Origin of the sequence: Rhodoblastus acidophilus (assembly GCF_900187365.1) — a bacterium.
GTDB classification, from domain to species: domain Bacteria; phylum Pseudomonadota; class Alphaproteobacteria; order Rhizobiales; family Beijerinckiaceae; genus Rhodoblastus; species Rhodoblastus acidophilus.
Genome location: NZ_FYDG01000002.1, coordinates 278,280 through 304,223, shown reverse-complemented (window position 1 = coordinate 304,223; position 25,944 = coordinate 278,280). Strand labels below are relative to the sequence as shown.

General features: G+C 67.6%; 24 protein-coding genes and 1 tRNA gene. 9 read left to right on the top strand and 16 right to left on the bottom strand.

What is annotated here, in order from left to right:
- Window positions 1-35: 35 nt before the first annotated feature.
- Window positions 36-287, bottom strand: coding sequence for a DUF1674 domain-containing protein (locus CFB24_RS24050; protein WP_088519805.1), 252 nt, complete (start codon window positions 285-287; stop codon window positions 36-38).
- An 88-nt stretch (window positions 288-375) separates the two neighbouring features.
- On the opposite strand from CFB24_RS24050, the gene CFB24_RS06665 reads away from it, so the two are divergent.
- The 5 genes from CFB24_RS06665 to CFB24_RS06645 all read left to right on the top strand — a co-directional run bounded on the left by CFB24_RS06665 (window position 376) and on the right by CFB24_RS06645 (window position 7,821).
- Window positions 376-1,794 carry an RsmB/NOP family class I SAM-dependent RNA methyltransferase gene (locus CFB24_RS06665; protein WP_088519804.1) on the top strand — a complete coding sequence of 473 codons (1,419 nt, stop codon included), beginning with the start codon at window positions 376-378 and terminating at the stop codon, window positions 1,792-1,794.
- Between the two features lie 76 nt (window positions 1,795-1,870).
- Window positions 1,871-3,583 carry a heparinase II/III family protein gene (locus CFB24_RS06660; RefSeq protein WP_088519803.1) on the top strand — a complete coding sequence of 571 codons (1,713 nt, stop codon included), beginning with the start codon at window positions 1,871-1,873 and terminating at the stop codon, window positions 3,581-3,583.
- Window positions 3,584-3,797: 214 nt separating this feature from the next.
- Entirely contained in the window at window positions 3,798-5,483 is a 1,686-nt protein-coding gene (locus tag CFB24_RS06655; RefSeq protein ID WP_158255117.1) for a methyl-accepting chemotaxis protein, read from the top strand.
- Window positions 5,484-5,604: 121 nt separating this feature from the next.
- Window positions 5,605-7,194: a bifunctional phosphoribosylaminoimidazolecarboxamide formyltransferase/IMP cyclohydrolase gene (purH, locus tag CFB24_RS06650; protein ID WP_088519801.1), complete on the top strand. Its 1,590-nt coding sequence runs from the start codon at window positions 5,605-5,607 to the stop codon at window positions 7,192-7,194.
- 198 nt (window positions 7,195-7,392) lie between these two features.
- Window positions 7,393-7,821, top strand: coding sequence for a hypothetical protein (locus tag CFB24_RS06645; RefSeq protein WP_141098378.1), 429 nt, complete (start codon window positions 7,393-7,395; stop codon window positions 7,819-7,821).
- Between the two features lie 132 nt (window positions 7,822-7,953).
- Here the strand turns inward: CFB24_RS06645 and CFB24_RS06640 are convergent, their stop codons facing one another.
- The 4 genes from CFB24_RS06640 to CFB24_RS06625 are packed head-to-tail and all read right to left on the bottom strand — an operon-like array spanning window position 7,954 to window position 11,362.
- Window positions 7,954-8,958 carry an adenosine kinase gene (locus tag CFB24_RS06640; protein WP_088519799.1) on the bottom strand — a complete coding sequence of 335 codons (1,005 nt, stop codon included), beginning with the start codon at window positions 8,956-8,958 and terminating at the stop codon, window positions 7,954-7,956.
- 51 nt (window positions 8,959-9,009) lie between these two features.
- The gene (locus CFB24_RS06635) at window positions 9,010-9,591 is read right to left on the bottom strand and encodes a Smr/MutS family protein (RefSeq protein WP_244593081.1); all 582 of its coding nucleotides are present in this window, start codon (window positions 9,589-9,591) and stop codon (window positions 9,010-9,012) included.
- A gap of 5 nt (window positions 9,592-9,596) precedes the next feature.
- Window positions 9,597-10,718 (bottom strand): murein transglycosylase A, encoded by a 1,122-nt coding sequence (gene mltA, locus CFB24_RS06630; RefSeq protein WP_088519798.1) that lies wholly within the window; start codon window positions 10,716-10,718, stop codon window positions 9,597-9,599.
- On the bottom strand, window positions 10,715-11,362 hold the full coding sequence (locus CFB24_RS06625) for a Tim44/TimA family putative adaptor protein (RefSeq protein WP_158255118.1): 648 nt from the start codon (window positions 11,360-11,362) through the stop codon (window positions 10,715-10,717). The genes mltA and CFB24_RS06625 overlap by 4 nt, the downstream gene beginning before the upstream one ends.
- A gap of 116 nt (window positions 11,363-11,478) precedes the next feature.
- On the opposite strand from CFB24_RS06625, the gene CFB24_RS06620 reads away from it, so the two are divergent.
- Together CFB24_RS06620 and secB are read left to right on the top strand one after the other, a co-directional pair.
- The gene (locus CFB24_RS06620) at window positions 11,479-11,940 is read left to right on the top strand and encodes an FxsA family protein (protein ID WP_158255119.1); all 462 of its coding nucleotides are present in this window, start codon (window positions 11,479-11,481) and stop codon (window positions 11,938-11,940) included.
- 162 nt (window positions 11,941-12,102) lie between these two features.
- The gene (gene secB, locus CFB24_RS06615; RefSeq protein WP_088519795.1) at window positions 12,103-12,570 is read left to right on the top strand and encodes a protein-export chaperone SecB; all 468 of its coding nucleotides are present in this window, start codon (window positions 12,103-12,105) and stop codon (window positions 12,568-12,570) included.
- A gap of 95 nt (window positions 12,571-12,665) precedes the next feature.
- Here the strand turns inward: secB and CFB24_RS06610 are convergent, their stop codons facing one another.
- Both CFB24_RS06610 and CFB24_RS06605 read right to left on the bottom strand, forming a co-directional pair.
- The gene (locus CFB24_RS06610; protein WP_244593082.1) at window positions 12,666-14,021 is read right to left on the bottom strand and encodes a M48 family metalloprotease; all 1,356 of its coding nucleotides are present in this window, start codon (window positions 14,019-14,021) and stop codon (window positions 12,666-12,668) included.
- 132 nt (window positions 14,022-14,153) lie between these two features.
- On the bottom strand, window positions 14,154-14,948 hold the full coding sequence (locus CFB24_RS06605) for a thermonuclease family protein (protein WP_088519793.1): 795 nt from the start codon (window positions 14,946-14,948) through the stop codon (window positions 14,154-14,156).
- 102 nt (window positions 14,949-15,050) lie between these two features.
- Here CFB24_RS06605 and CFB24_RS06600 point away from each other — a divergent pair.
- Window positions 15,051-15,127: transfer RNA gene (locus CFB24_RS06600), tRNA-Arg, on the top strand.
- A gap of 135 nt (window positions 15,128-15,262) precedes the next feature.
- Here CFB24_RS06600 and CFB24_RS06595 read toward each other — a convergent pair.
- The 5 genes from CFB24_RS06595 to CFB24_RS06575 form a co-directional block, all read right to left on the bottom strand.
- A complete protein-coding gene (locus CFB24_RS06595; protein WP_088519792.1) occupies window positions 15,263-16,438 on the bottom strand; it encodes a carbohydrate porin in 1,176 nt (391 codons plus the stop codon).
- Window positions 16,439-16,716: 278 nt separating this feature from the next.
- On the bottom strand, window positions 16,717-17,424 hold the full coding sequence (locus CFB24_RS06590) for an MgtC/SapB family protein (protein ID WP_088519791.1): 708 nt from the start codon (window positions 17,422-17,424) through the stop codon (window positions 16,717-16,719).
- A gap of 37 nt (window positions 17,425-17,461) precedes the next feature.
- Window positions 17,462-18,364, bottom strand: a complete 903-nt coding sequence (locus CFB24_RS06585; protein WP_088519790.1) for a cation diffusion facilitator family transporter — start codon at window positions 18,362-18,364, stop codon at window positions 17,462-17,464.
- Between the two features lie 279 nt (window positions 18,365-18,643).
- Complete coding sequence (locus CFB24_RS06580; protein ID WP_088520104.1) at window positions 18,644-19,150, bottom strand: DUF1269 domain-containing protein; 507 nt, start codon at window positions 19,148-19,150, stop codon at window positions 18,644-18,646.
- Between the two features lie 136 nt (window positions 19,151-19,286).
- On the bottom strand, window positions 19,287-19,676 hold the full coding sequence (locus tag CFB24_RS06575; protein WP_088519789.1) for a helix-turn-helix domain-containing protein: 390 nt from the start codon (window positions 19,674-19,676) through the stop codon (window positions 19,287-19,289).
- A gap of 159 nt (window positions 19,677-19,835) precedes the next feature.
- Between CFB24_RS06575 and CFB24_RS06570 the strand changes: the two genes are divergently transcribed.
- On the top strand, window positions 19,836-20,990 hold the full coding sequence (locus CFB24_RS06570) for a PQQ-dependent sugar dehydrogenase (protein ID WP_088519788.1): 1,155 nt from the start codon (window positions 19,836-19,838) through the stop codon (window positions 20,988-20,990).
- On the opposite strand, the gene truB is transcribed toward CFB24_RS06570, so the two are convergent.
- The 4 genes from truB to CFB24_RS06550 all read right to left on the bottom strand — a co-directional run bounded on the left by truB (window position 20,991) and on the right by CFB24_RS06550 (window position 25,934).
- Window positions 20,991-21,896 carry a tRNA pseudouridine(55) synthase TruB gene (truB, locus tag CFB24_RS06565; RefSeq protein ID WP_088519787.1) on the bottom strand — a complete coding sequence of 302 codons (906 nt, stop codon included), beginning with the start codon at window positions 21,894-21,896 and terminating at the stop codon, window positions 20,991-20,993.
- Entirely contained in the window at window positions 21,893-22,306 is a 414-nt protein-coding gene (rbfA, locus tag CFB24_RS06560) for a 30S ribosome-binding factor RbfA (RefSeq protein WP_088520103.1), read from the bottom strand. Before rbfA ends, truB begins: the two co-directional genes overlap by 4 nt.
- A gap of 167 nt (window positions 22,307-22,473) precedes the next feature.
- Window positions 22,474-25,188 carry a translation initiation factor IF-2 gene (infB, locus tag CFB24_RS06555; protein ID WP_088519786.1) on the bottom strand — a complete coding sequence of 905 codons (2,715 nt, stop codon included), beginning with the start codon at window positions 25,186-25,188 and terminating at the stop codon, window positions 22,474-22,476.
- Window positions 25,185-25,934, bottom strand: coding sequence for an RNA-binding protein (locus CFB24_RS06550; protein ID WP_088519785.1), 750 nt, complete (start codon window positions 25,932-25,934; stop codon window positions 25,185-25,187). Before CFB24_RS06550 ends, infB begins: the two co-directional genes overlap by 4 nt.
- Window positions 25,935-25,944 lie beyond the last annotated feature (10 nt).

Below are 25,944 nucleotides of genomic sequence, written 5' to 3'. Positions count from 1 at the left end.
TCTTCTTGATACGCGGGCGCGCCGGGGCCGCGCCGTCAGAAATCGCTGGCGATGCCCTTGCGCTCCCAATCGCCGTAGCGCACCGGCTCAGGGCCGGAGGGGCCGTGAAATTCCGGCGGGCGCTCGGGCGCGGGACCGGCGGCGCGCCGGCGCGCTTCGGCCTCGGCCAGAGCCCGCTGCGCCTCGGGCGTCAGTTTTCTGCTCGCCGCCGCTTGGTCTTCGGGGCGTCGCGGCGCGTGGCGTTCCGGGGCGCGCGGCGCGTGGGGGTCGGACTGCGGATCGCTCATTTTACTCGCCCCGTCGCTGTGCTAGACAAACGTTCGGCCGATTCATAATGGAAACCCGCCGCCGCGCAACTCCCACCATCACAGGCGCATGACTAAAGACAAGGGCAGAAGTTTCGGTCGACCCGTTCACAAAACGGGACCGGCGGGCAAGGCCAGACCGCACACCGCCGAACAGGCCGCCGCCGAGGCGCTGGCCCATCCCGGCCTCGCCGCGCGCGTCGCCGCCGCCGCCATCATCGGCGATGTCGTGCAGGGCGGCCATACGCTCGACGAGAAATTCGCCGCCGAGACCGCGCCGTCGCGGCTGTCGGGCGTGGCCGAACGCGACCGGGGGCTGGCGCGCTCCATCGCGACCGTTGCGCTGCGCCGCCTTGGCACGATCCGGCTGGCGTTGAGCCAGCTGGTGGAAAAGGGGCTGCCGCGCAATTGCGGGGCGCTGGAATGGATTCTGGTCGCCGGCGCCGCGCAAATCCTGTTCCTCGACATTCCCGACCACGCGGCGGTCGATCTCGCCGTGCGCGCGGCCCGGCTCGATTCCAAGAGCGCCGGTTTCGCCAATCTGGTCAATGGCGTGCTGCGCAACCTCATCCGCCGCCGCGACGAATTTTTGGAGCAGTCCGACCCGCTCGAGGACGATACGCCGCATTGGCTGGCGGCGCGCTGGCGGCGCATCTATGGCGAGGAGCGCGCCCTGGCGATCGCCGCCGCGCATCGCGACGAGCCGACGCTCGACCTCACCGTCAAAAGCGATCCGGAGGTCTGGGCGGAAAAACTCGGCGGCCGCGTGCTTCCCACCGGCTCGGTCCGGCTCGACACCCACGCGCCGATTCCCGAACTGCCGGGCTACGCCGAGGGCGAATGGTGGGTGCAGGACGCCTCGGCCGCCCTGCCGGTCCGCGTGCTCGCCGTCCTGCCGGGCGAGCGGGTGCTCGACCTCTGCGCAGCGCCGGGCGGCAAGACCGCGCAGCTCGCCAGCGCCGGCGCCAAAGTGACGGCGCTCGACCGTTCGGCCGAACGGCTAAAAGTTCTCGCCGCCAATCTGGCGCGGCTGAAGCTGGAGGCGACCATTGCGGTGGGCGACGCCGCCCAGTTCAAGGCCGAGCCGTTCGACGCCATTCTGGTGGATGCGCCCTGTTCCGCGACCGGAACCGCGCGCCGCTGCCCCGACGTGCCCTGGATCAAGAAGCCCGGCGATATCGCCGCGTTGGCGGCGATCCAGGCGCGCATCCTCGACCACGCGCTGACCCTGCTCAAGCCGGGCGGCCGCATGGTCTATTGCACCTGCTCGCTGGAGCCCGAGGAGGGCGAGGCGCAGATCGCCGCGCTGTTGCGGCGCAATCCCGACGTGTCGCACCAGCGCATCGACCCGCTGGCGCTCGGCCTGCCGGAGCAGGCGGCCACGGCGGAGGGCGGCCTGCGCCTGCTGCCCGACTTTCTGCCCGATCCCGATCCGCGCCAGCGCGGACTCGATGGTTTTTACGTCGCCAGCCTCAAAAAGCTCGGTTAAGATCTCTTTAAGCCGGATCGGCGACGCTGCGGCTGCGGGGCTTCGCCCGCATGCTAAGCCTTGAGTTTAAACGCCTTTGACGCAACCGAGCGCGCCGCCCCGTGCGGAAAATCTTCTCCTCCTGCGCCTGCTCGCCGGGCGCGGGGCTCGGAAGGCGCGCGCTGCATTCGCCGCGCCCTTTCAAGCGCTGGCGCGATGGACCGCGCCGGCGCCGGAGCGTCTGCTGATCGCGCCGCAGGACATCGGCACCGGCGATCCCACCATCGCCGCCGACATTTATGCCGGATTTTTCACCTTCGCCGGCAAGATCGTCGATTGCCGGGGCGTGTCTCCGTTCGCGCTGCGGCCGCCCTCGGCGCATTGGGCGCGCGCGCTCTATGGGTTTAGCTGGCTGCGGCATTTGCGCGCCGCCGAAACCGCGCTGGCCCGCGCCAACGCCCGCGCCCTCGTGCTGGAATTCATCGCCTTGCGCGGCCGTCCGTCGGGCTCGATCGCCTGGGCGCCCGATGTGGTCGCGCGCCGCACCCTGTCCTGGCTGAGCCAGTCGCCGATGCTGCTGGAAACGGTCGAATATGAGGACTATCGCCGATTCGTCGGCGTGCTGGTCGAAGGGCGACGGCTGTTGCAGCGCTGCCTCGCCGAAGGCTTGTCCGGCGAGACGCAGCTGACCGCCGCCGTCGCGTTGACCGCCTTCGCGCTTTGCGCGCAGGGCGGGGCCTCGCAACTGGCCGAGGCCTGCGCGGCGCTGTCGCGGCAACTGAGGCTGCAAATCCTGCCGGATGGCGGCCCGATCACCCGCAATCCGCAGACGCTGGTGGACCTGCTGTTCGATCTGCTGCCTCTGCGGCAGGCCTTCGCCGCGCGCGGCCTGCCGCCGCCGCCGGAACTGCTCAACGCCATCGACCGGATGAATCCGGCGTTGCGCATGTTCCGCCATGGCGACGGCTCGCTGGCCCTGTTCAACGGCATGGGCGTCACCGCGCCCCACCGCGTCGCCACGCTGCTCGGCTACCAGGACGCTCATTCGGGGCCGCTGGTCAACGCCCCGCATGCCGGCTACCAGCGGTTGACGGGGGGCGAGGCTCTGGCGATCATGGATGTGGGCGCGCCGCCGCCGCCGCTGTTTTCGCGCGGCGCGCATGCGGGCTGCCTGTCGTTCGAATTTTCGCTCGGGCGCGAACGCGTGGTGGTCAACTGCGGGGCGCCCAGCGGCAATCGCGCCGATTTGCGGGCCAGCGCGCGCATCACGGCGGCCCATTCCACCGTCACGATCGACGACGCCTCCTCGTGCCTGTTCGCTGGAAACCAGGGACTCGAAGGCTATTTCGCCGGGGAAATCCTCGCCGGCCCCTCCGCGCCGGCCTGCAATCGGGAGGAACGTTCCGAGGAAATCGTGGTGACGGCGAGCCACGACGGCTATGTCCGCCGTTACGGGCTGCGGCATGAACGCCGGCTGGGCCTGAGTCGGCAGGGGCTGTGGCTGCGCGGGCGCGACCGTCTGCTCGGGCCTTCGGACGCGGCGCCCGGCGATTTCGCCTATGCGCTTCGTTTTCACCTTCATCCCAAAATCACGGCGAGCGCGCTCGACCAGGGGCGCGGCGCGCGGCTGCTCTGCGCCGACGGCGCGATCATGACGTTCGAGGCCGGCGGGCTGCCGGTCTCGATTGAGGAAAGCATTTTCTTCGCCGGGCCGGAGGGGCCGCGGCCTTGCGCGCAATTGACGATCCAGGGCAATGCCGCGGATATCCCGGAAATCGTCTGGTCCTTCAGCCTGCAGCGGCCCGATTGAGCCCGGCCCTTCGCCGCATCAAAAGACCGCAATCCGCGAACAGCCAGTTTTGCACAAGCTTTCTCGATGGATACTCATCGCGCAGCGCATTTCCGCAAGCGGGGGTGGGCTGCCTCGCATGGCGTCGATCGTCCGGGCGGAGCGGCGACGGACGCCGCCCGCCTCATGTTTGTCGCGTCCTGCGAATTCGTGGAATATTATCGAGGCAATCATCATGTCGCTCTCTCGATTTCGTGAGCATATTTCCGTCGTTCACATGGTGATGGCGCTCGCTGCGTTTTCCATCGGCGTGACGGCGATCGGCGCCGGCGTCGCGCTGTACCACTTCAATTCCGCCCTCTATACGGCGAGAGAGCATGAGTTGCGCCACCAGGTCGAAGCCGCCGCCTCGATCGCGCGGGGGTTGTTCCAGAAAAACGGCCCGGGCGCCGCCGATGAGACGGTCGCCTTGTTGCGGCCGGCGCGCTTTGGCGAGCATGGCTATTATTTCATTCAGGGTTTCGACGGAGCCGCGCGCTTGCTGCCGACCAAGCCGGAGCTTGAAGGCAAACAGCTCGATCAGGTGCATGACGCCCAGGGCCGCTATCTGTTCAACGACCTGCTGGCCATGGCGCGGAACGGGCGAAGCGGCAAGGTGGAATATTCCTGGCCCAAACCGGGCGAGACCGCGCCGTCGGAAAAATTCAGCTATGCGGCGCCGGTGCCGGAACTGGGATTTTATATCGGCTCCGGCGCTTATACCGACGACATACGCGGCGAAGTCCTGGGCATGTTCCGCAAGTTCGGCATGATAACGGGGCCGTTGCTGCTGGCGCTCTGCATCGTCGCCGTTCTGATCGCGCGCACGATTTCCCGGCAATTCCAAAGCGCGTCGCAAGCCATGGAGCGACTGGCCGGCGGCGATCTCAGCGTGGTCCTGCCGGGCCTTCACGCAAGGACCGAAGTGGGCGAGATCGCGCGCGCCGTCGAGAAATTCAAGGTCAAGGCGGCGGAAATCGCCCGCGAGGAGGCGCTGGCGCAGGACAGGGGGCGGCAAGCCGCCGCCGAGGCGCGGCGGAAGGATATGCTGGCTCTGGCGCAGCAATTCGAAAGCGCCGTCGGCGCCGTGGTCAGCAGCGTCGCGAGTTCGGCCCAGGAGCTGGAGGCCGTGGCGCAATCCCTGGTGCAAAACGCCCATCAGGCGGGTGAGCAGGCCGAACAGGGATCGGCGGCCGCGATGATGACGTCGCAGAACGTGCAGTCGGTCGCGGCCGCGGCGGAGGAACTGTCGCATTCGGCGCAGGAGATCGGCGCGCATATGGCCCGCGCGCAGGGCGTGTCCACACAGGCCGCTGAAAGCGCCGAACTCACCAAGTCCCGCATGGCGGAGCTGGACGCGATGATCGGCTCCATCAGCGGCGTCGCCGACCTGATCTCCGGGATCGCCGAACAGACCAACATGCTCGCGCTCAACGCCACCATCGAGGCGGCGCGCGCCGGCGAGGCGGGCCGGGGCTTCGCGGTGGTCGCGTCGGAGGTCAAGACGCTGGCTGACCAGACCCAGAAGGCGACGGCGGACATTTCCGAGAAGCTCGGGAGCATCCAGAGGGCGTCGCGGGAGGCGAGCGCGCGGATCGATGACATGAGCGGCTCGACGCATGAAGTGAACGGCATCGCCGCTTCGGTGGCGGGGTCGATCGACATGCAGTGTCAGGCGACGTCGGAAATCGCCCGCAATGTTCACGACACGTCGAGACTCGCGGTGGATCTCGCCCGCATCATCGACACGGTGCAGAGCGCCTCGCAACATACCGGCGTTTCGGCCGAGGAATCGCTGCGCGCGGTGTCGCAACTGGCCGAACAGACCGAGCGGCTGCGGGTCGAATGCGACGAATTTCTGCGGCACGTGCGCGCGGCGTGAGGCGTTTGCGTCGGTCGATTGTTTGATTCGCGGCGGAAACATGCTAATCGCGGCGCCAGAATGGCCTGATGGCCCAAAGCCGCCGCCCGACCGCGGAACAAATTACGAAAAGAGAGACAAGATGACTGACGCTCGTGTCCTGAAACGCGCGCTGCTTTCCGTTTCCGACAAGACCGGCCTGATCGATTTCGCCCGCGCCCTCGCGTCCCGCGGCGTGACGCTGATCTCCACCGGCGGCACGCGCAAGGCCATCGCCGAGGCCGGCGTCCCCGTCATCGACGTCTCCGACGTCACCGGCTTCCCGGAAATGATGGACGGCCGCGTCAAGACGCTGCATCCGAAGGTCCATGGCGGCCTGCTGGCGATCCGCGAGAACCCCGAGCACGAGGCGGCCATGCTGGCCCATGGCATCGAGCCGATCGACCTGCTGGTGGTCAACCTCTATCCGTTCGAGGCCACCGTCGCCAAGGGCGCCGGCTGGGAGGAGACCATCGAGAATATCGACATTGGCGGCCCCGCCATGATCCGCGCCGCCGCGAAAAACCATGACGATGTCGCCGTTGTGGTCGATGTGGCCGATTACGGCTCCATTCTGGAGGCGCTCGACGCCCATTCCGGGGCCACCACGCTCGCCCTGCGCAAGAAGCTCGCGCAGAAAGCCTACGCGCGCACCGCGGCCTACGATTCCGCCATTTCCAACTGGCTGGCCCAAGCCATTGGCGAGGATACGCCCGAATATCGCGCCGTCGGCGGCAAGCTGTCCGAGCCCATGCGTTACGGCGAAAACCCGCACCAGAAGGCCGGCTTCTATCTCACCGGCGAGAACCGCCCCGGCGTCGCCACCGCGCGGCAGGTGCAGGGCAAGCAGCTGTCCTACAACAATGTCAACGACACCGACGCCGCCTTCGAACTGGCTGCGGAATTCGACCCGACCCGCACGGCCGCCGTGGCGATCATCAAGCACTCCAACCCCTGCGGCGTCGCGGAAGGGGCGAGCCTGACCGACGCCTATCTCAAGGCGCTGGCCTGCGATCCCGTCTCCGCCTTTGGCGGCATTGTCGCGCTCAACAAGAAGCTCGACGCGCAAGCCGCCAGCGAAATCGTGAAGATCTTCACCGAGGTGATCATCGCACCCGACGCCGACGAGGAGGCCATCGCGCTGATCGCCGCCAAGAAGAACCTGCGCCTGCTGCTGACCGGCGGCTTGCCGGACCCGCGCAAGGGCGGGCTGACCGTGCGCTCGGTGTCGGGCGGCTTGCTGTTCCAGGGCCGTGACAACGCCGTGGTCGACGACATGGAGTTGAAGGTGGTGACCAAGCGCGCCCCGAGCGCGCAGGAGCTGGCGGATCTCAAATTCGCCTTCCGCGTCGCCAAGCACGTCAAGTCCAACGCCATCGTTTACGCCAAGGACGGCGCGACCGTGGGCGTTGGCGCCGGCCAGATGAGCCGGGTCGATTCCTCGCGCATCGCCGCCTGGAAGGCCGCCGAAGCCGCCAAGGCGGCGGGACTGCCGGAAAGCCTGGCCAAGGGCTCGGTGGTGGCCTCGGACGCCTTTTTCCCCTTCGCCGACGGCTTGCTGGCGGCGGCGGAGGCCGGCGCGACGGCGGTGATCCAGCCCGGCGGCTCCATGCGCGACGAGGACGTGATCAAGGCGGCCGACGAAGCCGGTCTCGCCATGGTGCTGACGGGCCACCGCCACTTCCGTCACTGATCCCCGGCCGTCTCACGGTCGATTTCGTCGGCGGACGCTCGCGCCCGCCGGTCGGTTCGTTGCGCGCCGCGATGGGCGCGGCGCCAAGATGTGTGTATGGTCTCCGGTCTGCTTGAACTTCGCCTTTGATTTGACCCAATTGTCGCAAATCATTGGCATAATGACCGGTGACCTCAGAGTATGGCGTAGTATAGAGTTATGGCCGAGTCCCTTCCCCGCTTTCCCCTTCCCAGCTTCCCTCTTCCCCCCGTGGCCCCGCGCCGATCTCCCGACGATCTGACGTCGTGGAGCGAAGCCGCGGTCTGCGACCTGCTGGTCGGATATTATTCCACCGCTTTCGCTGAGATCGACCGCGCCCGTCAGGCGGCGCGGCTGCATTGGGCGTGCTGGCGCGCTTATCTCAGCCAGGCGGCCAACCAGGGCCGCGCCTCGCGGCTGGCTCTGGCGCGCATCGTCGCCGAGTTCCGGCTCGATCCCGCGCTGATCGACCGGGGCGACGCGCTGGTGGTGGATGAACTCACCGATCTGGTGTTGCACCGCTACCGCCGCGCCCCCGAGCAGGCGAAGACATATATGACCCGCCTGGTCTCCGCCGCCACCCAGATGGCGCTGGGGCGCACCCACTAAGACAATCGTTTATGCGCGCCGCCCGCGTTTGAGGACGCGGGCGGGGTGTTGAATAGCGTGAATCCGCGCCGGGCCTCAATTGTGTCCGGCGCGAGTTCTGAAGCTCAGGCTGAAGCGCGCAACGCTTCGCGTTCAGAGCGCGTGAACGTAGCCGCTCTGTTCGGCGAGGCGCGCCAGATCGACTTCGGGCCGGGCGCCAAAATGCTGGATGATTTCCGCCGCCGCCAGCGCGCCCAGGCGGGCGCAATGGTCGAGCGGTCGTCCCCGCGTCAGTCCGGCGAGGAAGCCGGCCGCGAACAGGTCGCCGGCGCCGGTCGTGTCCACCAGCTTTTCAATCGGCGCGGCGGGAACCGAAACGATTTCGCCGCCCTGCGCGATCACCGCGCCCTTTTCGCTGCGCGTCGCCGCCGCCAGCACCTTTTCCTGCCGCAGCGCCGCCAGCGCGACGTCGAAATCGGAGGTCTGATAGAGCGCGTGCAGTTCGGATTCGTTGGCGAAGACGATATCGACCACATTCTCGCGGATGAGCTGCAGGAATTCGTCGCGGTAACGGTCGACGCAGAACGTGTCCGACAGGGTCAGCGCGACCCGCCGCCCCGCGCCATGGGCGATCTTCGCGGCTTCGACAAAGGCCTGCTTGGCGTGCGGCGGATCCCAGAGATAGCCTTCGAGATAGAGGATCTGCGCCCCCTTGATGGCCTCGGCGTCGAGATCGGCCACGGTCAGGTTCTGGCAGGCGCCCAGATAGGTGTTCATGGTGCGCTGGCCGTCCGGCGTGACCAGCACCAGGCAGCGCGCCGTGCTCGGGCCTTCGCTGGCGGCCGGCGTGGCGAAATGGACGCCCACGGCCTTGATGTCATGGGTGAAGGCGAGGCCGGCCTCGTCGTCGCGCACCTTGCCGACGAAAGCGGCCTTGGCGCCGAAGCTGGCGAGGCCCGCCACCGTATTGGCCGCCGAGCCGCCGGAGACGATGGTGGTCGCGCCCATGGCGTCATAGAGGGCGAGCGCCTGCGCCTCATCCACCAATTGCATCCCGCCCTTGCGCAGACCCTGCGCGGCCAAAAAAGCGTCATCGACCGGAGCGAGAACATCGACAATGGCGTTGCCGAGCGCGAGAACGTCAAAACTGCTGGACATGGGCGGATCCTTGATAATTTCTATCGGTCTTGCGGCGCCGCGCGACATTGGTCAAGCCGGTATATCCCCGCGCCCCTTGCGCCGGAGTCGCACATAGAACGCGCCTTCACCGCCGTGCGGCCGCGCCGCCTGCTCGACCGCCGCCACCAATGGCCGCAGCGATGGCTCGCGCAGCCAGAGCGGGGCCAGCCGCCGCAACACCCCGCGCTCGACGCCGGGCGTTTCCGCCGCCGGCCCGCCCTTGCCGGTGATCACCAGCACGATCCGGGCGTGCTCCGCCACGGCGCGGTGGATGAAGCCGATCAGCGCCTGATGCGCTTGCGCCTGGGTCATGCCGTGCAGATCGAGCCGGTCGTCGATCGGTTCGCGCCCGGAGGCGAGCCGGCGCCGCAGCTTTTTTTCAATCGGCGCCAGCGGCGGCGACTCGCGACGGAGCGGCTTGGCGGGAACGGTTGGCGGCGTCAGAACCATGGGCGTGGCCGGGGAGGGCATGGGCGGCGCGGCGTCGCCGCCGCCTGGCGCGCGCTTGCGTCCGGCCCGCGGGGCCACATCCGCGACCACATGGCGCCACAGCGCCAGTTCTTCGCGCGACAGCAGCCGCATAAACTTGTTCTTGCCGTCGGACGGGACCACGCGTCCTACTCCTTCGGCAGCAGCAGATACAATTGCCCGTGGTGACGCAAGGCGCCGGCCCGCAGGCCGGCCGCGTCGCCCAGGCCGAAATAGATGTCGGCCCGTCCCGGCCCGACAATGGCCGCGCCGGTGTCCTGCGCGATCATCACGCGGCGGAACGGTTCGGGCGCGTCGCCGCGCCAGGGCAGGGCGGCGTCGATGAGAAATGGCAGGCCATAGGGCCACATGGCCTTGTCCACCGCAATGGAGCGCAAGGGCGTCAGCGCGGCGCCGCTCGCGCCTTCGGGCTGTTTGGCGTCGCGGTCGATCGCGCCCTCGAAAAACACGAAGGAGCGGTTCTGGCGCAGCAATTCGTCGCCTTCCTCGCCCTTTTGCAGGCCATGCGCCCGCAACCAGGCGATCAGGCGCGGCATGGTCATTTCGGCGGGCGTGGCGACGCCGCGCTGAACCAGAATGCGCGCCAGCGCGGTATAGGGCTGGCCGTTGCGCCCGGCGAAACCCAGGCGATAGACGCGCCCGTCGGGCAGGCGCACCCGCGCCGAGCCCTGCACCTGCGCCAGGAACAGGTCGGCCCGGTCGCGCAGATAGACCAGCTTGCGCAAGCCGCGAACGGCGTCGAGCGCGCCGTCCTCGATGGCGGCGCGGTCGGGATAGGGTTCGAGGCCGCCGTTCCCGCGCCGGGCGGCGGTCAGGCCCGGGAGTTGCGACGTCGCCACCAGATCGGGCGGCCGGCCATACACCGGGGTCGGATATTCGCGGCTTTGCGTCAGCGATCCCGGAATTTCCGGCTGGTAATAGCCGGTGAAAAACGAGTCCGGCGCAGTGTCCGGAACCACCCGGTAGGGCTGGAAATGGCGGCGGAACACGTCCGCCGCGCCGGCTTGCGCGGCCGAACAGGCCTTTCGCCAGGCCGGCGCGCTCAGTTCAGGCAGGTTGGGCGCGACCGGAACCTTGCGGCACGTCTTGCGCCAGAGCGCGAGCGCCTCGCCGGGCCGCTCGTCGCCTGGCAAATCGCTCCAGGCCGCCGGCTCCAGCGCATAGCCGCGCCCTTCAGCGACGCAAGGGCAGGCGGACGCGCCAAATCCCGCAAACAGCGCCGCGAAGGCGATCGCGCGTGAAAAGATCATTGGCCCGGCGAGGTCGCGACCAGCGTCCAGTTCGGGGTCGTCGCATCGTGCGGCCGGGCGAAAGTCCAGACATCCACTACATTGGAGGCGGTGTGGGGATCGCCTTCGACCAGCGCGCCATCCGGCCCGTGCGTGGCGGTGATGAACTGGCCGTCGAACCGGACCGCGACAATGGCGAGGGTCTTGTCGACGCGCGCCTCGACGATTTTCGCGTCGTTCAGGCCGACCAGCGTGGTCTGCATGGTCTGGCCCTGCGCCTTTCGCTCGTCGAGCGCGGTCTTGAACCCGGCGAGCACGTCGGGGCTGGTGAGCGAACGCAGCGCCTCTTCGTCGCCATTGGAAAAGGCCTGGACGATCATCTCATAAGCCGAGCGCGCGCCGGCCAGAAAGTTCTTCGGCGAAAAATCGCGCTGCGCCCGCGCGATTTCCTCGAAACCGCGCCAGACGGGGCCGCCGCGCTCGGCGCACTCGGCCCATTCCAGCTCCATCGGCGAAGTTTGCTGCGGCGCGGCGGGCGTGGCGGCTGGCGGGCCGTTTTCAAATCTTTGTTCAAAACCTTCCCGCTCGCCCAGCACCGAACGCAACTTCCACAAGACAAAAACGGCGAGAACGACGAAAATAACGGTGACGGAATCAACCTGCATGGCGCCCCTCGTGACAGGCCGGCGTTGCGCCGCAGCGATTGCGCGGCCATATGATGCGATGGGTAGCATTGAGCGCCCCCGCCAGCAAGGCGGCGACGACGGGAGAGAGTGAGCGCATGAAAGGCTTTGCGGTCCTGTTCCGCTCGGTATTCGGACCGGTGCTGATGATCTGGGTGGCGGCCGAGCTTGCCGCCTTCTACGCGGTCGCGCGGGTCATCGGTCTCGGCGGCGCCTTGATCGCGGGCGTGCTCACGACGCTGTTCGGTTTCTCGCTGCTGCGGGAGAACGCCAATGTGGCGTTGAACCGCGTGCGCGCCGCCATTCAGGGAACGACGCCGCGCGAGGGCGCGGTGGCCGAGGGCCTGATCGGCGCTTTTGGCGCCCTGCTGCTGATTCTGCCCGGCTTTTTGTCAGATCTCGTCGGCCTCGTGCTCACCATACCGTCGGTGCGCGACGATCTCGCGCTGAAAATGCGGGCGCGCCCGGTTCGGCGCGGCGATCCTGAAATCACGTCGATCGACCTCAGGCCCGGCGAATGGCGAATCACCGACGCGTCCTCGGAGCGGCGCCGGCCCTGAGGCCCGCGCCCTGCCTTTACGTCCGCGCCTTGTTTTCGAGCCGCGTTTCGTGCTAGGCGCGACGCAGGCGGAGTCCCGCCGCCTTGCGTCCCGTCGAGAGAATTCGCGGCGGCGGAGGGTTCTCACCGACGCAGCGGGCCCAGCCCGAAACAGGAGATTTTCATGACCGAGACAAATGGCGCCCAGGCCAATGCGCCGGCGTTGAATTGCCTTGTCCAGTACTGCAAGGACCTTTCTTTCGAGAACCCCAACGCGCCGCGTTCGCTGGGGCCGCAGGAAAAGTCGCCCAATATCAACATCCAGGTGAACGTCAACGCCAAGCAGCTCGCCGAGCATGACTTCGAGGTCGAGATTCTGCTCGAAGGCTCGGCCGGCGAAGGCGCCGAAGCCCTGTTCAAGTTCGAGCTGACCTATGCCGGCGTGTTTCGGCTGGTCAATATTCCGGCCGAACAGTCGCATCCGGTCGTGATGATCGAATGCCCGCGCCTGCTGTTCCCCTTCGCGCGCCAGATCGTCGCCGAGGCCGTGCGCAACGGCGGTTTCCCCCCGCTCTATCTCGATCCGATCGATTTCGCCACGCTCTACGCCCAGCGCATGCAGCAGGCGGCCGAGCAGGGCGCGAACGCCTGAGGCGCCGCCGCGGGGTGAGGCTTCATCCCGACGAATTCGAACCCCTGGCGCAGGCCAGGGGTTTTTTCATGGGCCGCCCGGCTATTGGCGACGGCTCAATTGGCGATGATCTTGTAGCTGTCTCCGGGCTTCACGCCGGCGTCCCCGAGCGCGTTCAGCGTGTGGAACTGCTCGGCCGGGTGATCGATCGCCATCCGTCCCTCCAGCGTCGCCTCGGTATCCTTCGCCCCCGCGACGACGACGCGCAGGCGCAAGGCCGTGCTGAGCTTGACCTCCTCGGGCGCGAGCGCGCGGAAACTGGCGAATGAGGCGGCGAATTGCTGCTGCGCTTCGGGCGTCAGCGCCTTCACCGCGAAAATGATGCGATAGAGATCGTCGCGATAGGCGATCACGGCGACGCGGAAGTTCCATTCCCCGGCGCGCGCGTCGGCGAAGACGGCCGAAAGGCCGTTGACCTGGCCCGATTCAATGGTGGAAGCCAGCAGCCCGTCGATCCAGCCGGAGGTCAGATATTCGGCGAGGGGCTTGCCGGCGGGCGCGCGCACGCTGTCGAGCCGCAAGGCTTCGGCGCCGCCATTGGCGACGCCCAGCACCGCCGAGTGGGAGTTTTCCAGCGTGAATCCCTCGGGCGCCTCAAAGGTGAAGCCAAGGCGCGGATGCACGAAGCGGCGTCCGACGATGGCGCCGTCCTTGGGATCGTCGCCGAAGGTCATCCCGTCGATAGCGGCCAGATAGGCCCCCCGCGCCGCGTCGCCGATGCCGGGGGCGCCGATCTGCCGCGCCTCGCCCAGCGCGGCGGAAATGCGCTCCGGCGTGGAGGGGTGGGTTGAGAGCAGGTCGGGCTTGTCGCTCTTCTGGCCCGTCGCCTGGTCGCGCAGTTCGGAGGCGCGTTCCAGCGAATTGAGGAAACGCGCGGCGCCAAACGGGTCGTAGCCCGCCCGAGCCGCCGCCCTTATGCCGATGCGATCCGCCTCCAGCTCCTGCTGGCGCGAGAACCCGGCCAGCGACAAGGCGGATGAGGTCTCGACCTGTTCGCCCTTATGCCGGCTCTGGATCACCGTGGCGGCGCGCGTGATCACCTGCGCCGTCTTTTCCTGCTCGGCGCGCAGGAAGGCGTGGCGCGCGGTGACATGGCCGATCTCATGGGCCATCACGGCGGCGATTTCCGCTGTGTCATTGGCCAGCGCCAGCAGGCCCCGGGTGACGAACAGATCGCCGGAGGGCAGGGCGAACGCATTGATCGCGCCCGAATTGAGGATGGTGACGCGATAGGGCTGGCTGGGCGTGTCGCTGACGCGCGCCAGTTTGCCGAGCACCTCGTTCAGGTAATTTTCCGCCCGGGGCCAGCGATATTCGCCGCCGAACATGGCCACCAGCTTCTTGCGCTCGGCGGTGTCGGAGACCGGCGGCTTGGGGGCTGGCGGCGCGGGCGTCTCGACGGCGCCGGACATGCCCTGCCGCTCAAGGGTCGAGCACGCGGAAACCAGGAGCGGCGTTGCGAGGGAAAGTCCCAGACCGATGATGCCTCCAGGACTGCGCCACGCCGGCGTTCGCTTCGACATTTCCTCTTTCGTCCTGGGCCGTCAGAATTTCGGATCGGATGGTTGCGCCGCCGCGCGCGGCGGCTCATCCATAAACTCGATTTGCTCGGGATGGAACAATTCCATGTGGGGGGCGCGGTCCAAATCGACAATACCGCGCAGGCGAAGCTTTCGATTTCGAAGACTCGTCTCGGAAAATCCCGCGCGCTCGAACGCCGGCCAGTTACGCTGGGCCACGCTGGCGTAAAAGCCGCCCCAGCCGCCGAAGTTGAGATAAATGCGCGTCCGCGTGCGGCCGATGGATCCGACTTGCCCTTCGACCAGGGCCAGCGCGCCCTCGCGCCCGGAGAAATCCTGGGGACGGTTGGGCGCCAGCGCGTGGAAGGCCGGATCGGCCCAGAGGCCGACGCCCGCTTCGCGCGCGGCGTCTTCGGCGCGGCGCGCGCTTTCGGGGGCCGCCACGGCGGCGCGCATGGCGAGGCCCGCGGCGAGCAGGAGTTCATCGACGGAGTCTTCGGCGTCGGGCAGGAACAGCCGCGCCGGCACGCGGCCCCAACGGTCGGCTGCGCCGAGCGGCTGCAGCGTGAGGGTCTTGCCTTGCACCAGCGCCAGAACCTGCGCGGCGACGGCCTTGTCGCGCTCGGGCTCGGCGGCGCTGGCGCGCTGCGGTTCAAGCGTGGGCATGACGACCACGCGCCCATCGGCCAGACGCATCTCCAAGCGATCGCCAACGGCGACCACCTCGACATGCTCGCGCACGCTCTCGCGCCCCTCGGCGCCGAGCGCGGGATTTCCCAGGCCAGCGATCAGACAGGCGGCAATGACGGACAGGCGCATGGGTGTGAGCTTAAACAGGAGCCGTTGCGCGAAATGTTTTTTTATGAACATTTTTGTGCTAGAGCGTGAAGCGCAATGGCGGCTGGACGCTTGGCGGCCTGCGTCCCGGTAGCTCAGCAGGATAGAGCAACGGTTTCCTAAACCGTAGGTCAGGGGTTCGAATCCCTTCCGGGACGCCAGTTTTTCAAGATTTTCACCGGCGCCCGGTTCGAGGGTGCGGATTCGACGCAACGTCCTCCAATCCGCCGGAATCGGAAATCGGCCCAATCGACGGATAGGCGCCCAAGCCTCATGCAGTTCGGTTGAGCTGGCGCTCAATACTGAACCGTCGTTCGCACGCCGACGACGAAAGCGTTGGGAATGGACCGAAGGGCGATCGGTTCGTTCGGGGCCGGCGCGCCGCCGCCGGGATGAATGACATACTGCAGGCTCGGTTGGACGAGAACGCCCGTGGCCGCCTTGAACGAATAGGTCGCTTCGAGAATCGACTCGTAAGTCCGCGCGGCGCGGTTTGCCTCGGTGAAGGCGTTGGCGTCGAGGTCGGCGGCGCGGGCTGCGGCGCCGACCCGCGCGAAAGCGCCGAGAAACGCCAGCTGGTCGTCGGGACGATCCGGGATCATGCCCAGAAAGGTCAGGCCTCCGTCCACGTATAAATCAATCGTGTTGCGGTCCGACGGCGCCCAGGCGATGCGTCCGAAGGCGAACACGCCGTCATCCGTTTTGTCGGGCCTTTGCAGCACTTGCTGGTCGAGGACGCCGTAGATGGCGATATCGCCGCGATGTTGCAGCGGCGCGCCGCTCCCGCGCGGGTCCCAGATCGACCGCCCGTCGCTGGCGAACCGTTCGTCGGCGAACCGTCCGAAATGCCGCCAGCCTCCGATCCGCAGCGTGCCCGGCAGGACCGAACCCGTCTCCGCGCCATATTTGATTTGCGCCTCCCCGATCACGAAGGGCGCGTCGGCGATGCGGAAATTGAGGCCGTAGGCGTTGCGCTTCTGCGGGTCGCCGGCGCCGGGACCCGCGGGATCGCCGTTGAACACGGCGGCGAGCAGCGCGACCCGATCGTTCGCCGTGATCTTGATGCGCGCCGCCGGCGCGGCCAGGGGATAGACGATGCCGCCGCTCGGCAGGTTGGCGGTTGCGATCGCCGGCCATCCGAAGGTTCCGCCAATGCCGATTCCGAGGTAGGGCGTGAGGAAAAACTCGCTATCGACCGCGAGTTGGCCGACCCGCAGCGACAGATGGTCGTTGAGCTTCTGTTCGAGCCAGACTTCGTTGAGACGCGTCGTGGCGAGCGCCTCGATGTCGGAGACGGTGGCGTAGGAGCCGATAGACGCGCCCGTCAGGCCGACCCCGTGGATCTGATAGATCGACGCGTGCGCCAGCGCGCCCGTCCAGCCGATGAGCGGTTCGGGATTGAAGTCCGCCGCCGCCTGCGCGCGGCCGATATAGCGCGCGCCCGTCCGCAATCCGCCGGAAACATTGGCCATGGGGTCGGCTTGGTAAGTGAAGGCGAAAGCCAGGCCCTTCTGGGCCAGAGCGGGGCGCAGGCCGTTCCAGCTCGCCAGAGGTTCGGGCAGCAGCGCGCCGACGGATTGCTGGCCGATATTGGCGGCGGCGGACAGAGGCGTGTTGACGTCGTCGGAGGGATCGCGCTCGGCGGCTTGCTGGGCCGCCGCCGTCGCCGCGCCGACCGTAACGAGCGCCGCTGTCGCGAACCAGCGAAGGCGGCGGGGGTCAAAGGCGCGCGGAAGAATGTTTCACCCCGTCACTCCTCGGCGTTCGACGACCAACTGGCGTGGGACACGCGGGGCGAGGTCGCGATTTTCTCCGCCGCCGCATCCAGTTCCGCCGGCTCGACCGCCGTGCTGACGAGGGTGGCGACCACTTCGGTGATCTCGTCGGACCGTTCGACCACCTCGACATCGCGGATCGGATAGCTCGCCGCCTCCAGCACCTCGATGACATGTTCGCGCACCGCGCCGACATGTTCGGCTTCGGTCATCACATGCACGGCGTAGGTCGCTTCCGACGTCCGCTCGTCAAAAGGCGCGCGGTTGATGGCGTCGACCAAGGGCCGCAGCAGCGTGTTGCCGGCCAGCACCGCCGCCGTGACGACGGCGGCCTCGACGACGAGGCCATAGCCCGACAGCGCGCCAATCGCGGCGGAACACCACAGCGTCGCCGCGGTGTTGAGACCCCAGACCTTGCTGCCCTCCTTCATGATCGCGCCGGCGCCGAGAAAGCCGATGCCGGACACCACATAGGCCGCGATCTGCGCCGCGCCCGCCGGGCCGCTGATGCGAAAGCCAAGCGAAACAAATGTCGCCGCGCCCACGGCGACCAGAACATTGGTCCTGAGCCCTGCGCTGCGCTGGCGGTACTGCCGTTCGGCGCCGATCAGCGTCGCCAGCGCGAAGGCCACGGCGACGCTGATCGTCAAATCCATCGCAGGCCCGATTTCGACCTTGATCATGATGCCGCCCCTCGCGAATTCGGCGCAGCGCGCGTTGCTATGTCGCGGACGTCAAGGGGCGAGGGACCGCCGCCGTCTCGGCCCTGTCATGCGGCTCGACATGGATGGTGACGACGGCTTCCAGCAAAGCCTGCGTCAGCGCGGCTTCGATCCGGTCGCAGATTTCGTGCGAGCGGGCGACGGTCATCTCGCCGGGAACGACAAGATGCAGATCGATGAAGGTGGCTTTGCCGGCATAGCGCGTGCGCAAATCGTGAAACTCGATCGCATCCTGGGCGTGATCGGCGAGAACCTGCCGAATGGTCGCAAGTTGATCGTCAGGAACGGTCTCGTCGAGCAGGCTGCCGGAATTTTCCTTGAAAACCTCCCAGCCGCTCCAGAGGACGTGGAGCGCGACCAGGCCGGCGACCACCGCGTCCAGAACATGAATTCCCGTGACGATCGCCAGTCCGACGCCGGCCGCCACGCCGGCGGACGTCACGACATCCGCGAGCAGGTGTTTTCCGTCCGCGACCAAAGCCGCGGAATGGTGTCGCCGCCCCTGCCGGACCAGCACGGCGCTCCAGGCCGCATTGAGAACAGTGGCGACGCTGCTGATGGCGACGCCGAGCAGAGGCGCGTCGATTGGCTTGGGCGCGAGCAGGCTGTTGTAGGCTTCATGGAGAATGGCGACGCCGGCGAGCACGATGAGAACGCCGACCACGACGGCCGAAAGATATTCCGCCTTTTGATGGCCATAAGGATGTCTGTCGTCCGCCGGTTCAGCGGCGAAGCGGATCGCGCCGATGGCCGCGAGGGCGGTGATGACGTTGATGACGCTTTCCAGCGCGTCGGAGAACAGCGCGACGCTGCCGGTGACGCGATACGCCAAGCCCTTGATCAGCAGCACGATCAGGCTGACCGCCAAGCTGCCCAAAGCGATTTTGCGGGAAAGGGGCATCGGGAATCTCAACGTCCGCCTGGAGTGCTGAAAGCAGGTTTTTGCGCGCATTCGCGGACGATGTCGATGCGCCGGGAATGTTTCGGTTTGATGACAATTGGGATCGTCGCCCCGTTGCGCCGTTTAGGCAAGCGGCGAGGGCGTCGCGCGCGTCGGCGCGCGGCTTTTCGCGCGGGGCGATGCAAGAAGCCCGCCCCATCGAGGGCGTGATGGGACGGGCGGGTGACGACGTGGTGACGCGGTCGCCAAAGCTACAATATGTAAAATAAGGTTATAGTGTCAAGCGCCCGCGCCGGTCGCGGGGCGCGGGTGAAGCGCGTCCCGCAATTTCTGTTCTTTTTCATGGTCGAAGGAGGTGCGCAGCACCACGCCGCCGAGGCCCTTGATGCCGTCGAGCACCTTGTCGGCCGTCATCTTGCGAATCAGGACGAACAACACGGCGTTGCCGGGCTGAACCGTTTCCGTCAGATCCGTCATGAACTTGTCGTCGACGCCGAAGTCGGCCAGCGCGCCGCCGAGCGCTCCGGTCGCCGCGCCCAAGGCCGCGCCGGCGAACGGCATCAGGAACAGCGTCCCGATGAGCATGCCCCAGAAGCCGCCGGAGACCGCGCCGGCCGCCGTGGTGCTGAACAGCTGGTTCAGCTTCACCTGGCCGTCGGCGCTTTTCACGGCGATCACAGCGTCGCCGATCTCGATCAAATACTCTTTTTGCATCTCGAAAAGGCGCGTGCGCACCGTTTCGGCGTCATGCTCGTTGGGATAGACGATGGCGATAAGGTCAGACATGATGATCTCCTGACAATTCCCTGCGTCCTTGTAACGCCTCAGCCGCCTTCCGGTTTGGCCCGACGCCGCGCGGACGCGCATCTTGGCGGGGAGACGACAGTTAGGCGTCAGTGATGACGCCATCGCGACCGCCGCGTCACTGCGGCGAATTCGACAGGAAGGCGACGAATTTCAGAATCTCCGCGCGCAGGACCCGGTCCTTGACCTTGGAGAAGTTCTCAAGCAGCTCAATGACTTCAGAGATATCGTCCGCGCCATCGGACGCGCGGTCCGCCGGCTCCGGCGCGGGCTCCCGCACGATTCTGGCGTGATCCGGATCAAAAAAGGCATGCAATGAAATGTTGAGCGCCGCAGCGGCGGTTCGCAGCGTGCGCGGCGGAATGCGCTCCAGACCGTTCTCATATCTGTCGAGGGTTGTCGCGTCGATCCTCAAGGCGGCGCCCATCGTTTCGAGATCCAAGCCTTTCGAGACACGAAATATCCGCAAACGTCGCCCGACGATCGAATCGGTGGTCGAGTTCTGCATGGTCCTGACCCATGAAACGTGAGATCCGGTCAATTACGCCATTCGCCTTGCGGCGACAGCTTACCCAGTAAATTTACTTACGTAACCAAAAATGTCTTGCCGTCCGCCCGCCGAACCCGGACTGATGGGCGTTTCATGCGATCATGGGCGGGCATTCCGATGCAACGATGGGCAGCAACTCTGGTCGCGGTGGCTTTTATCGCGGCGGCCCCGGCCGCAGCCGACGAGGTCGGCGATATCGCGGCGGCGCTCGCGCGCGTCTCCCTCCCGCAAGGTTTCCACATCTCGGTCTTCGCGCTGGCGCCCGGCGCGCGCGCGCTGGCGGTGTCGCCGGATGGGAAGGTTGTGATCGTCGGCACGATGGCGGACGACGTCTGGCGCATCGCCCGCGCCGGGCCGGACGCCGGCCGCGCGCGCCGGTTCGCGCCCGGCTTGACCTTCAAACTGCCCAATGGCCCGTGTTTTGCGCCGGACGGCGCGCTCATCATTGCGGAATTCAACCGCATCCGCCGTTTTCCGGCGCTGGCGGGCGGCGGCTGGGATGAAGATCATCCGCAAGACGTGGTCGCGCCTGGCGGCTTGCAGCCCGACAGCGAATCCAGCCCGGTCCATGCGGCGCGGGTGTGCCGCTACGGGCCGGACGGCAAGCTCTATGTCGCCATCGGCCAGCCCACCAACATCCCGTCGCCGGCGCGGCAAAAGTTCAACGAAAAATGGGGCATGGGGGCGATCTGGCGGATGAACGCCGACGGCTCCGGCCGGCAGGTGTTCGCAAGCGGCCTGCGCAACAGCGTCGGTCTCGACTTCGATCCCGCCGACGGCGCGCTCTGGTTCACCGACAACCAGGCCGACCGCATGGGCGACGACATTCCCCCCGGCGAGATCAACCGCGCGCCGAAGCCAGGTTTGAATTTCGGGTTTCCCTGGTATGGCGGCGGCCATGTCCGCACCCGCGAATGGGCGCGCGAAACGCCGCCGGCGGATGTCGTGTTCCCCGAGGCGGAGGAAGCCGCCCATGCCGCCGATCTCGGCATGATTTTTTACCGCGGCGACAAATTCCCGGCGCAATGGCGCGGGATTTTCTCGGCGCAGCATGGCTCGTGGGACCGAACCGCTCCCATCGGGGCGCGCGTGATGTTCACCCCGGTCAAAGAGGGCAGGGCGGGCGCCTCCGTTCCCTTCGCGGAAGGGTGGAACCCCGGCCGTCTTCCCTATCTCGGCCGCCCCGTGGACGTGGCGGAGACGCCGGAGGGCGACCTTCTCGTCTCCGACGATCAGAGCGGGGCGATTTACCGGATCACTTATGACAAATGATCAAAACGGCAGGTTGAACACGCGATTGGGCAGGAATTCGCCGGCCTCGACCATGCCCGAGGCGATCGGAATCCCCGCGCAGACCGCATAGGCCGGTCCTTCGCAGGGCGCTTCGCGTCCGCGCAGGATCACCGATTGTCCCCGCCGCAGCCGCGCCGCGCCATTGCGGTCGAGCACGATGCAGGGCAGTTCCGACAGGCCGGCCTCGATCGAGAGCATGTCCTCATGCGCGGTCTCCGGGGCGTCCAGCAGATCGCCCAGCGGCGCCGATTCGGTTTCGAAGAACGGGCCGACGCGGGTGCGGCGCAGCGCCACCACATGGCCGTGACAGCCGAGTATGCGTCCGAGGTCGCGGGCGATGGCGCGGACATAGGTGCCCTTGCCGCATTCGGCTTCGAGCACCGCATGATCGCGGTCCCCGTCCACCATCCGCAGGCTGTGGATCGTCACCGGGCGCGGCGCGAGTTCGACCTTTTCGCCGTCGCGGGCGAGATCATAGGCGCGTTCGCCATTGATCTTGATGGCGGAATAGACCGGGGGCGTCTGCATGATTTCGCCGGTGAAGCGCGGCAGCAGCCGCTCGACGTCCTCGCGTTCGGGCCGCAGATCGCTGGTCTGCGTCACCGTTCCCTCGGCGTCGTCGGAATCGGTCTCAACGCCCCAGCGCACCGTGAACCGATACGCCTTTTCGCCATCCTGTACGAAGGGCACGGTCTTTGTCGCCTCGCCGAACGCGACCGGCAGGACGCCGGAGGCCAGCGGGTCGAGCGTGCCGGCGTGGCCGGCCTTCTTGGCGTTGAAAAGACGCTTCAGCTTGGACACGGCCTGGGTGGAGGTCAGCCCCACGGGCTTGTCGAGAATCACCCAACCGTTGACCTCGACGCGCTGCGAACGGGGCGCGCTCATTCCTCGCCCTCCGCCGCGGGCGGCGCCAGATCCTGCGCCACTTTGGGCGAATGCAGCAGGGCGTCGATGCGCTCGGCGTTCTCGAAGCTCTCGTCGATGCGGAAGCGGATGTCCGGCGCATATTTCAGGTTGACGCGCTGCGCGATCTCGCCGCGCAGGAATTTCTTGTGGCGGTCGAGCGCCGCCACAACCTTATCCCGACCCTGGCCGCCCATCGGCATGACATAAATGGTCGCGAGCTTCAGGTCGGGGCTCATCTTGACCGAGGGAACGGTCACGACAATACCTTCAAGCTCCGGATCGGAGATCTCTCCGCGGGAAAGCAGTTGCGCCACGGCGTGGCGGACCAGTTCGGCGACGCGCAGCATGCGCTGGCTCGGTTCGCCGCCCTTCTGATGAACCCTGGACATGAATGCCTCTTGCAAGCGCCGCGCATCCGGGCGGCGAAAGATCGGGCGTCGATGCGACGCAACGGCGAAGCCGGCGCGGCGGGCGCGAAACCCGCCGCTCGGAGCGCCCGTTCGGCGTCCGTCCGGCTTGCGCGGAAAGCGCCGCCCTCAAGGGGCGGCGCGTGGCATCACAGGGTGCGCTTGATCTCTTCGACGCGATAGCACTCGATCACGTCTCCAACGCGCATATCCTGATAATTCTCGAAGGCCATGCCGCATTCCTGGCCCGGCTGAACCACGGCGACTTCGTCCTTGAAGCGCTTGAGCGTGGACAGCTTGCCTTCGTGCACCACGACATTGTCGCGGATCAGGCGGACATGCTGGCCGCGCTCCATGGTGCCGTCGGTGACGCGGCAGCCCGCGACCTTGCCGACCTTGGTGATGGTGAACACTTCCAGGATTTCGGCATTGCCGAGCATGGTTTCGCGCAAGGTCGGCGCCAGCAGGCCGGACATGGCCGCCTTGATGTCATCCACCAGGTTGTAGATGATGTTGTAGTAGCGGATCTCGATGCCGAGCCGCTCGGACGCCTCGCGCGCTTCCTTGTGGGCGCGGACGTTGAAGCCGATGACGACGGCGTTGGAGGCCTCCGCCAGCGTGATGTCGGATTCGGTGATGCCGCCGACGCCGGCGTGCAGCACGCGGGCCGCGACCTCGTCCGTGCCGAGCTTTTCCAAAGCCGCGACAATGGCTTCGACCGAGCCCTGCACGTCGCCCTTGATCACCAGCGGCACTTCCTTGCGGCCGGCGGTGGCTTTGAGCTGGCTCATCATGTCGACCAGCGAGGAGCGGGCGCCGCTGCCGCGCACCGCCGCCTGCTCGCGCTTCTGGCGATCGCGATATTCGGTGATTTCGCGGGCGCGGGCTTCGGATTCCACGACGGCGACGCGGTCGCCGGCCTCCGGCGCGCCGTTGAAGCCGAGCACTTCCGCCGGGAAGGACGGCCCCGCATGGACGCAATTCTGCCCCTGGTCGTCGATCAGGGCGCGCACGCGGCCCCATTGCGAGCCGGCCACGATGATGTTGCCGACCGAGAGCGTGCCGCGCTGGACGAGGACCGTCGCGACGGGGCCGCGGCCGCGATCGAGGCGGGCCTCGATGACCGTGCCTTCGGCGGCGCGCTCGGGATCGGCCTTGAGGTCGAGCACTTCGGCCTGGAGGGTGATGGCTTCCAGCAACTTGTCGAGATTGAGCTTCTGCTTGGCCGACACCTCGACTTCGAGCGTGTCGCCGCCGAGGCTTTCAACCTGCACCTCATATTGCAGCAATTCGGTGCGCACGCGCTCCGGCTTGGCGTCGGGCTTGTCGATCTTGTTGATGGCGACGATGATCGGCACGCCCGCCGCCTTGGCGTGGCTGATGGCCTCGATCGTCTGCGGCATGACGCCGTCATCCGCCGCCACCACCAGCACGACAATGTCGGTGACCTTGGCGCCGCGGGCGCGCATGGCGGTGAAGGCGGCGTGGCCGGGGGTGTCGATGAAGGTGACGAGGCCGCCGAGCGGGGACGTCACCTGATAGGCGCCGATGTGCTGGGTGATGCCGCCGGCTTCCCCCGACACCACATTGGCGCGGCGGATGGCGTCGAGCAGCGAGGTCTTGCCGTGGTCGACATGGCCCATGATGGTGACGACCGGCGGGCGCGGCTGCAGCGTCTCCTCGGCGTCGGGCGTGTCGAACAGGCCTTCCTCGACGTCGGATTCGGCGACGCGCTTGACGGTGTGGCCCATTTCGGTGGCGATCAGCTCGGCCGTGTCGGCGTCGATCACGTCGGTGATCTTGTGCATCTGGCCTTGGCGCATCAGCAGCTTGATCACGTCCACGCCGCGTTCCGACATGCGGTTGGCGAGTTCCTGGATGGTGATGGTCTCGGGCAGGATCACTTCGCGGGACAACCTTTCCTTTTGCTCGACCACGCCCTTCATGCGCTGGGTGCGGCGGCGGAAGGCCGCGACCGACCGCGTGCGCTCCTCGCCGTCGGCGCTGGCGGTGGCGCTGGTGACGGTCAGGCGTCCGCGCTGCTTCTCGGCGCCGCGGGTCGGCTTGGGCGCGGGCACGGCGAGCTTGGGCGCGGTCATCGGCCGCATGCGCGGCGTCAGCGGCGCCGGTCCGTCGGAACGGGGCGCGGGCGCGGCGCCGGCGGATGCGGCGGCGGCCGGTTGCTGCGCGGCCGGCTGCGGCGTGGGAGTCGGAGCCTGCGGCGGTTTGGGCGTGTGGAACACGATCTGCTGCGGACGGCTGCCGCGGGTGGGCGCGAACGAAACCGCCGGCTCCTTTTCAGGCTGCTGCGGCGCAGGCTGCGGCGCGGCGGCCGCCGACGGCAGGCGGCGGCGCGCCTCTTCCTCGGCCCGGCGTTTGGCGTCGGCCTCGCGGGCGAGCCGCGTCTCCTCGTCGCGCTTGCGCGCCTCGGCGGCTTCGCGCTCGGCGCGCTCGCGGGATTCCCGCTCGGTGCGCGCCTTGGCGTCGGCCTCCTGGCGGCGGCGATCTTCCTCCTCCCGGGCGCGGGCGTCGTTCAGCGCGCGGGCGCGGGCGTCGCGCTCGTCGTCGGTCAGCGTGCGCAGGACGACGCCGGTCTGGGGCCGCGGCGCGGAAGATTTCTGCGGCCTTGGCGTCGGGGCTGGCGCGACAGGCGCGGGCGCGGACGCAACGGGGGCGGGCGCGGCGGGAGCGGGGACGGGCGCGGCGGGTTTCCCGCCTTCGTGGCGGCGCTTTACATGTTCGACGACGACCGTCTTCGACCGGCCGTGCGAAAAGCTCTGCCGCACGGTGCCCTGCTCGATCGGGCGCTTCAGCGTCAGGGTCTTGTTCGCGGGTTTGTCGCCGGGATTGTTGGTGTCGTTCATATCGTTCGTGCGTCCCAAGAGCTAATGTCCCCGGCGTTCCCGTCCTGGCCGCGGCTCGGCCCGGTTTCGTCCGCCGTCAAATCTTCCCCGCCTGCGGGGCCGTCCGTATTTTTCTCGCCGCGATATACCGCAAGTCTGCGGCAGGAGGCGAGCAAAACCTTCGTCGCCGCGCCATTTCCAAGAGCGGCGTGCACCACATGGCCGCGGCCAAGCGCGGCGTCGATTTCCTCGGTCGAGAACAGGCCGATCTCCGGCTTGCTCTCGGGCCCGTAAACGCGGCGCAACGCCTGGCCCAGCTTGCGCTTGCCGTCCGCCTTGCCGTCGCGCGCATGCAGCAGCGCCCCGACATCGCCGGCCTCTATGGCCTTTTCCACCTTGACGAAGCCGGTGGTGACCAGCCCCGCCTTGTTGGCGATCGACAAGGCCTGCAACGCGTCGCGCCGGAGCAGATCGTCCACCAGATCCGGCAGATCGGGCGCCGCGACGGCCTTGTCCTTGAGCCCTCGCGCAAAAACCTGTTTCTTCACCGCCTGCGCGACGCATTGTCGCGACAGGCTCACCCAAACGCCCCGTCCGGGAAGCTTGCGCTTGATGTCGGGGACGACCTCATGGTCGGGCCCGAGCACAAAACGCACCAAGTCCTCGAACGGCGCCTTTTCGCGCGTGACGGCGCAGGTGCGTTCCGGCCCGCTCTCGTCGTCGAGAGCATCCGCGAACCCAGCCTTGCTGCGCGCCGTCTTCGCCAATATCTTCTCC

Coding starts and splice junctions, on each gene's coding strand:
- CFB24_RS24050 (WP_088519805.1), bottom strand. CDS start 287: ATGAGCGATCCGCAGTCCGACCCCCACGCGCCGCGCGCCCCGGAACGC.
- CFB24_RS06665 (WP_088519804.1), top strand. CDS start 376: ATGACTAAAGACAAGGGCAGAAGTTTCGGTCGACCCGTTCACAAAACG.
- CFB24_RS06655 (WP_158255117.1), top strand. CDS start 3,798: ATGTCGCTCTCTCGATTTCGTGAGCATATTTCCGTCGTTCACATGGTG.
- purH (WP_088519801.1), top strand. CDS start 5,605: ATGACTGACGCTCGTGTCCTGAAACGCGCGCTGCTTTCCGTTTCCGAC.
- CFB24_RS06645 (WP_141098378.1), top strand. CDS start 7,393: ATGGCCGAGTCCCTTCCCCGCTTTCCCCTTCCCAGCTTCCCTCTTCCC.
- CFB24_RS06640 (WP_088519799.1), bottom strand. CDS start 8,958: ATGTCCAGCAGTTTTGACGTTCTCGCGCTCGGCAACGCCATTGTCGAT.
- mltA (WP_088519798.1), bottom strand. CDS start 10,718: ATGATCTTTTCACGCGCGATCGCCTTCGCGGCGCTGTTTGCGGGATTT.
- CFB24_RS06625 (WP_158255118.1), bottom strand. CDS start 11,362: ATGCAGGTTGATTCCGTCACCGTTATTTTCGTCGTTCTCGCCGTTTTT.
- CFB24_RS06620 (WP_158255119.1), top strand. CDS start 11,479: ATGAAAGGCTTTGCGGTCCTGTTCCGCTCGGTATTCGGACCGGTGCTG.
- secB (WP_088519795.1), top strand. CDS start 12,103: ATGACCGAGACAAATGGCGCCCAGGCCAATGCGCCGGCGTTGAATTGC.
- CFB24_RS06610 (WP_244593082.1), bottom strand. CDS start 14,021: ATGTCCGGCGCCGTCGAGACGCCCGCGCCGCCAGCCCCCAAGCCGCCG.
- CFB24_RS06605 (WP_088519793.1), bottom strand. CDS start 14,948: ATGCGCCTGTCCGTCATTGCCGCCTGTCTGATCGCTGGCCTGGGAAAT.
- CFB24_RS06595 (WP_088519792.1), bottom strand. CDS start 16,438: ATGGCCAATGTTTCCGGCGGATTGCGGACGGGCGCGCGCTATATCGGC.
- CFB24_RS06590 (WP_088519791.1), bottom strand. CDS start 17,424: ATGATCAAGGTCGAAATCGGGCCTGCGATGGATTTGACGATCAGCGTC.
- CFB24_RS06585 (WP_088519790.1), bottom strand. CDS start 18,364: ATGCCCCTTTCCCGCAAAATCGCTTTGGGCAGCTTGGCGGTCAGCCTG.
- CFB24_RS06580 (WP_088520104.1), bottom strand. CDS start 19,150: ATGTCTGACCTTATCGCCATCGTCTATCCCAACGAGCATGACGCCGAA.
- CFB24_RS06575 (WP_088519789.1), bottom strand. CDS start 19,676: ATGCAGAACTCGACCACCGATTCGATCGTCGGGCGACGTTTGCGGATA.
- CFB24_RS06570 (WP_088519788.1), top strand. CDS start 19,836: ATGCAACGATGGGCAGCAACTCTGGTCGCGGTGGCTTTTATCGCGGCG.
- truB (WP_088519787.1), bottom strand. CDS start 21,896: ATGAGCGCGCCCCGTTCGCAGCGCGTCGAGGTCAACGGTTGGGTGATT.
- rbfA (WP_088520103.1), bottom strand. CDS start 22,306: ATGTCCAGGGTTCATCAGAAGGGCGGCGAACCGAGCCAGCGCATGCTG.
- infB (WP_088519786.1), bottom strand. CDS start 25,188: ATGAACGACACCAACAATCCCGGCGACAAACCCGCGAACAAGACCCTG.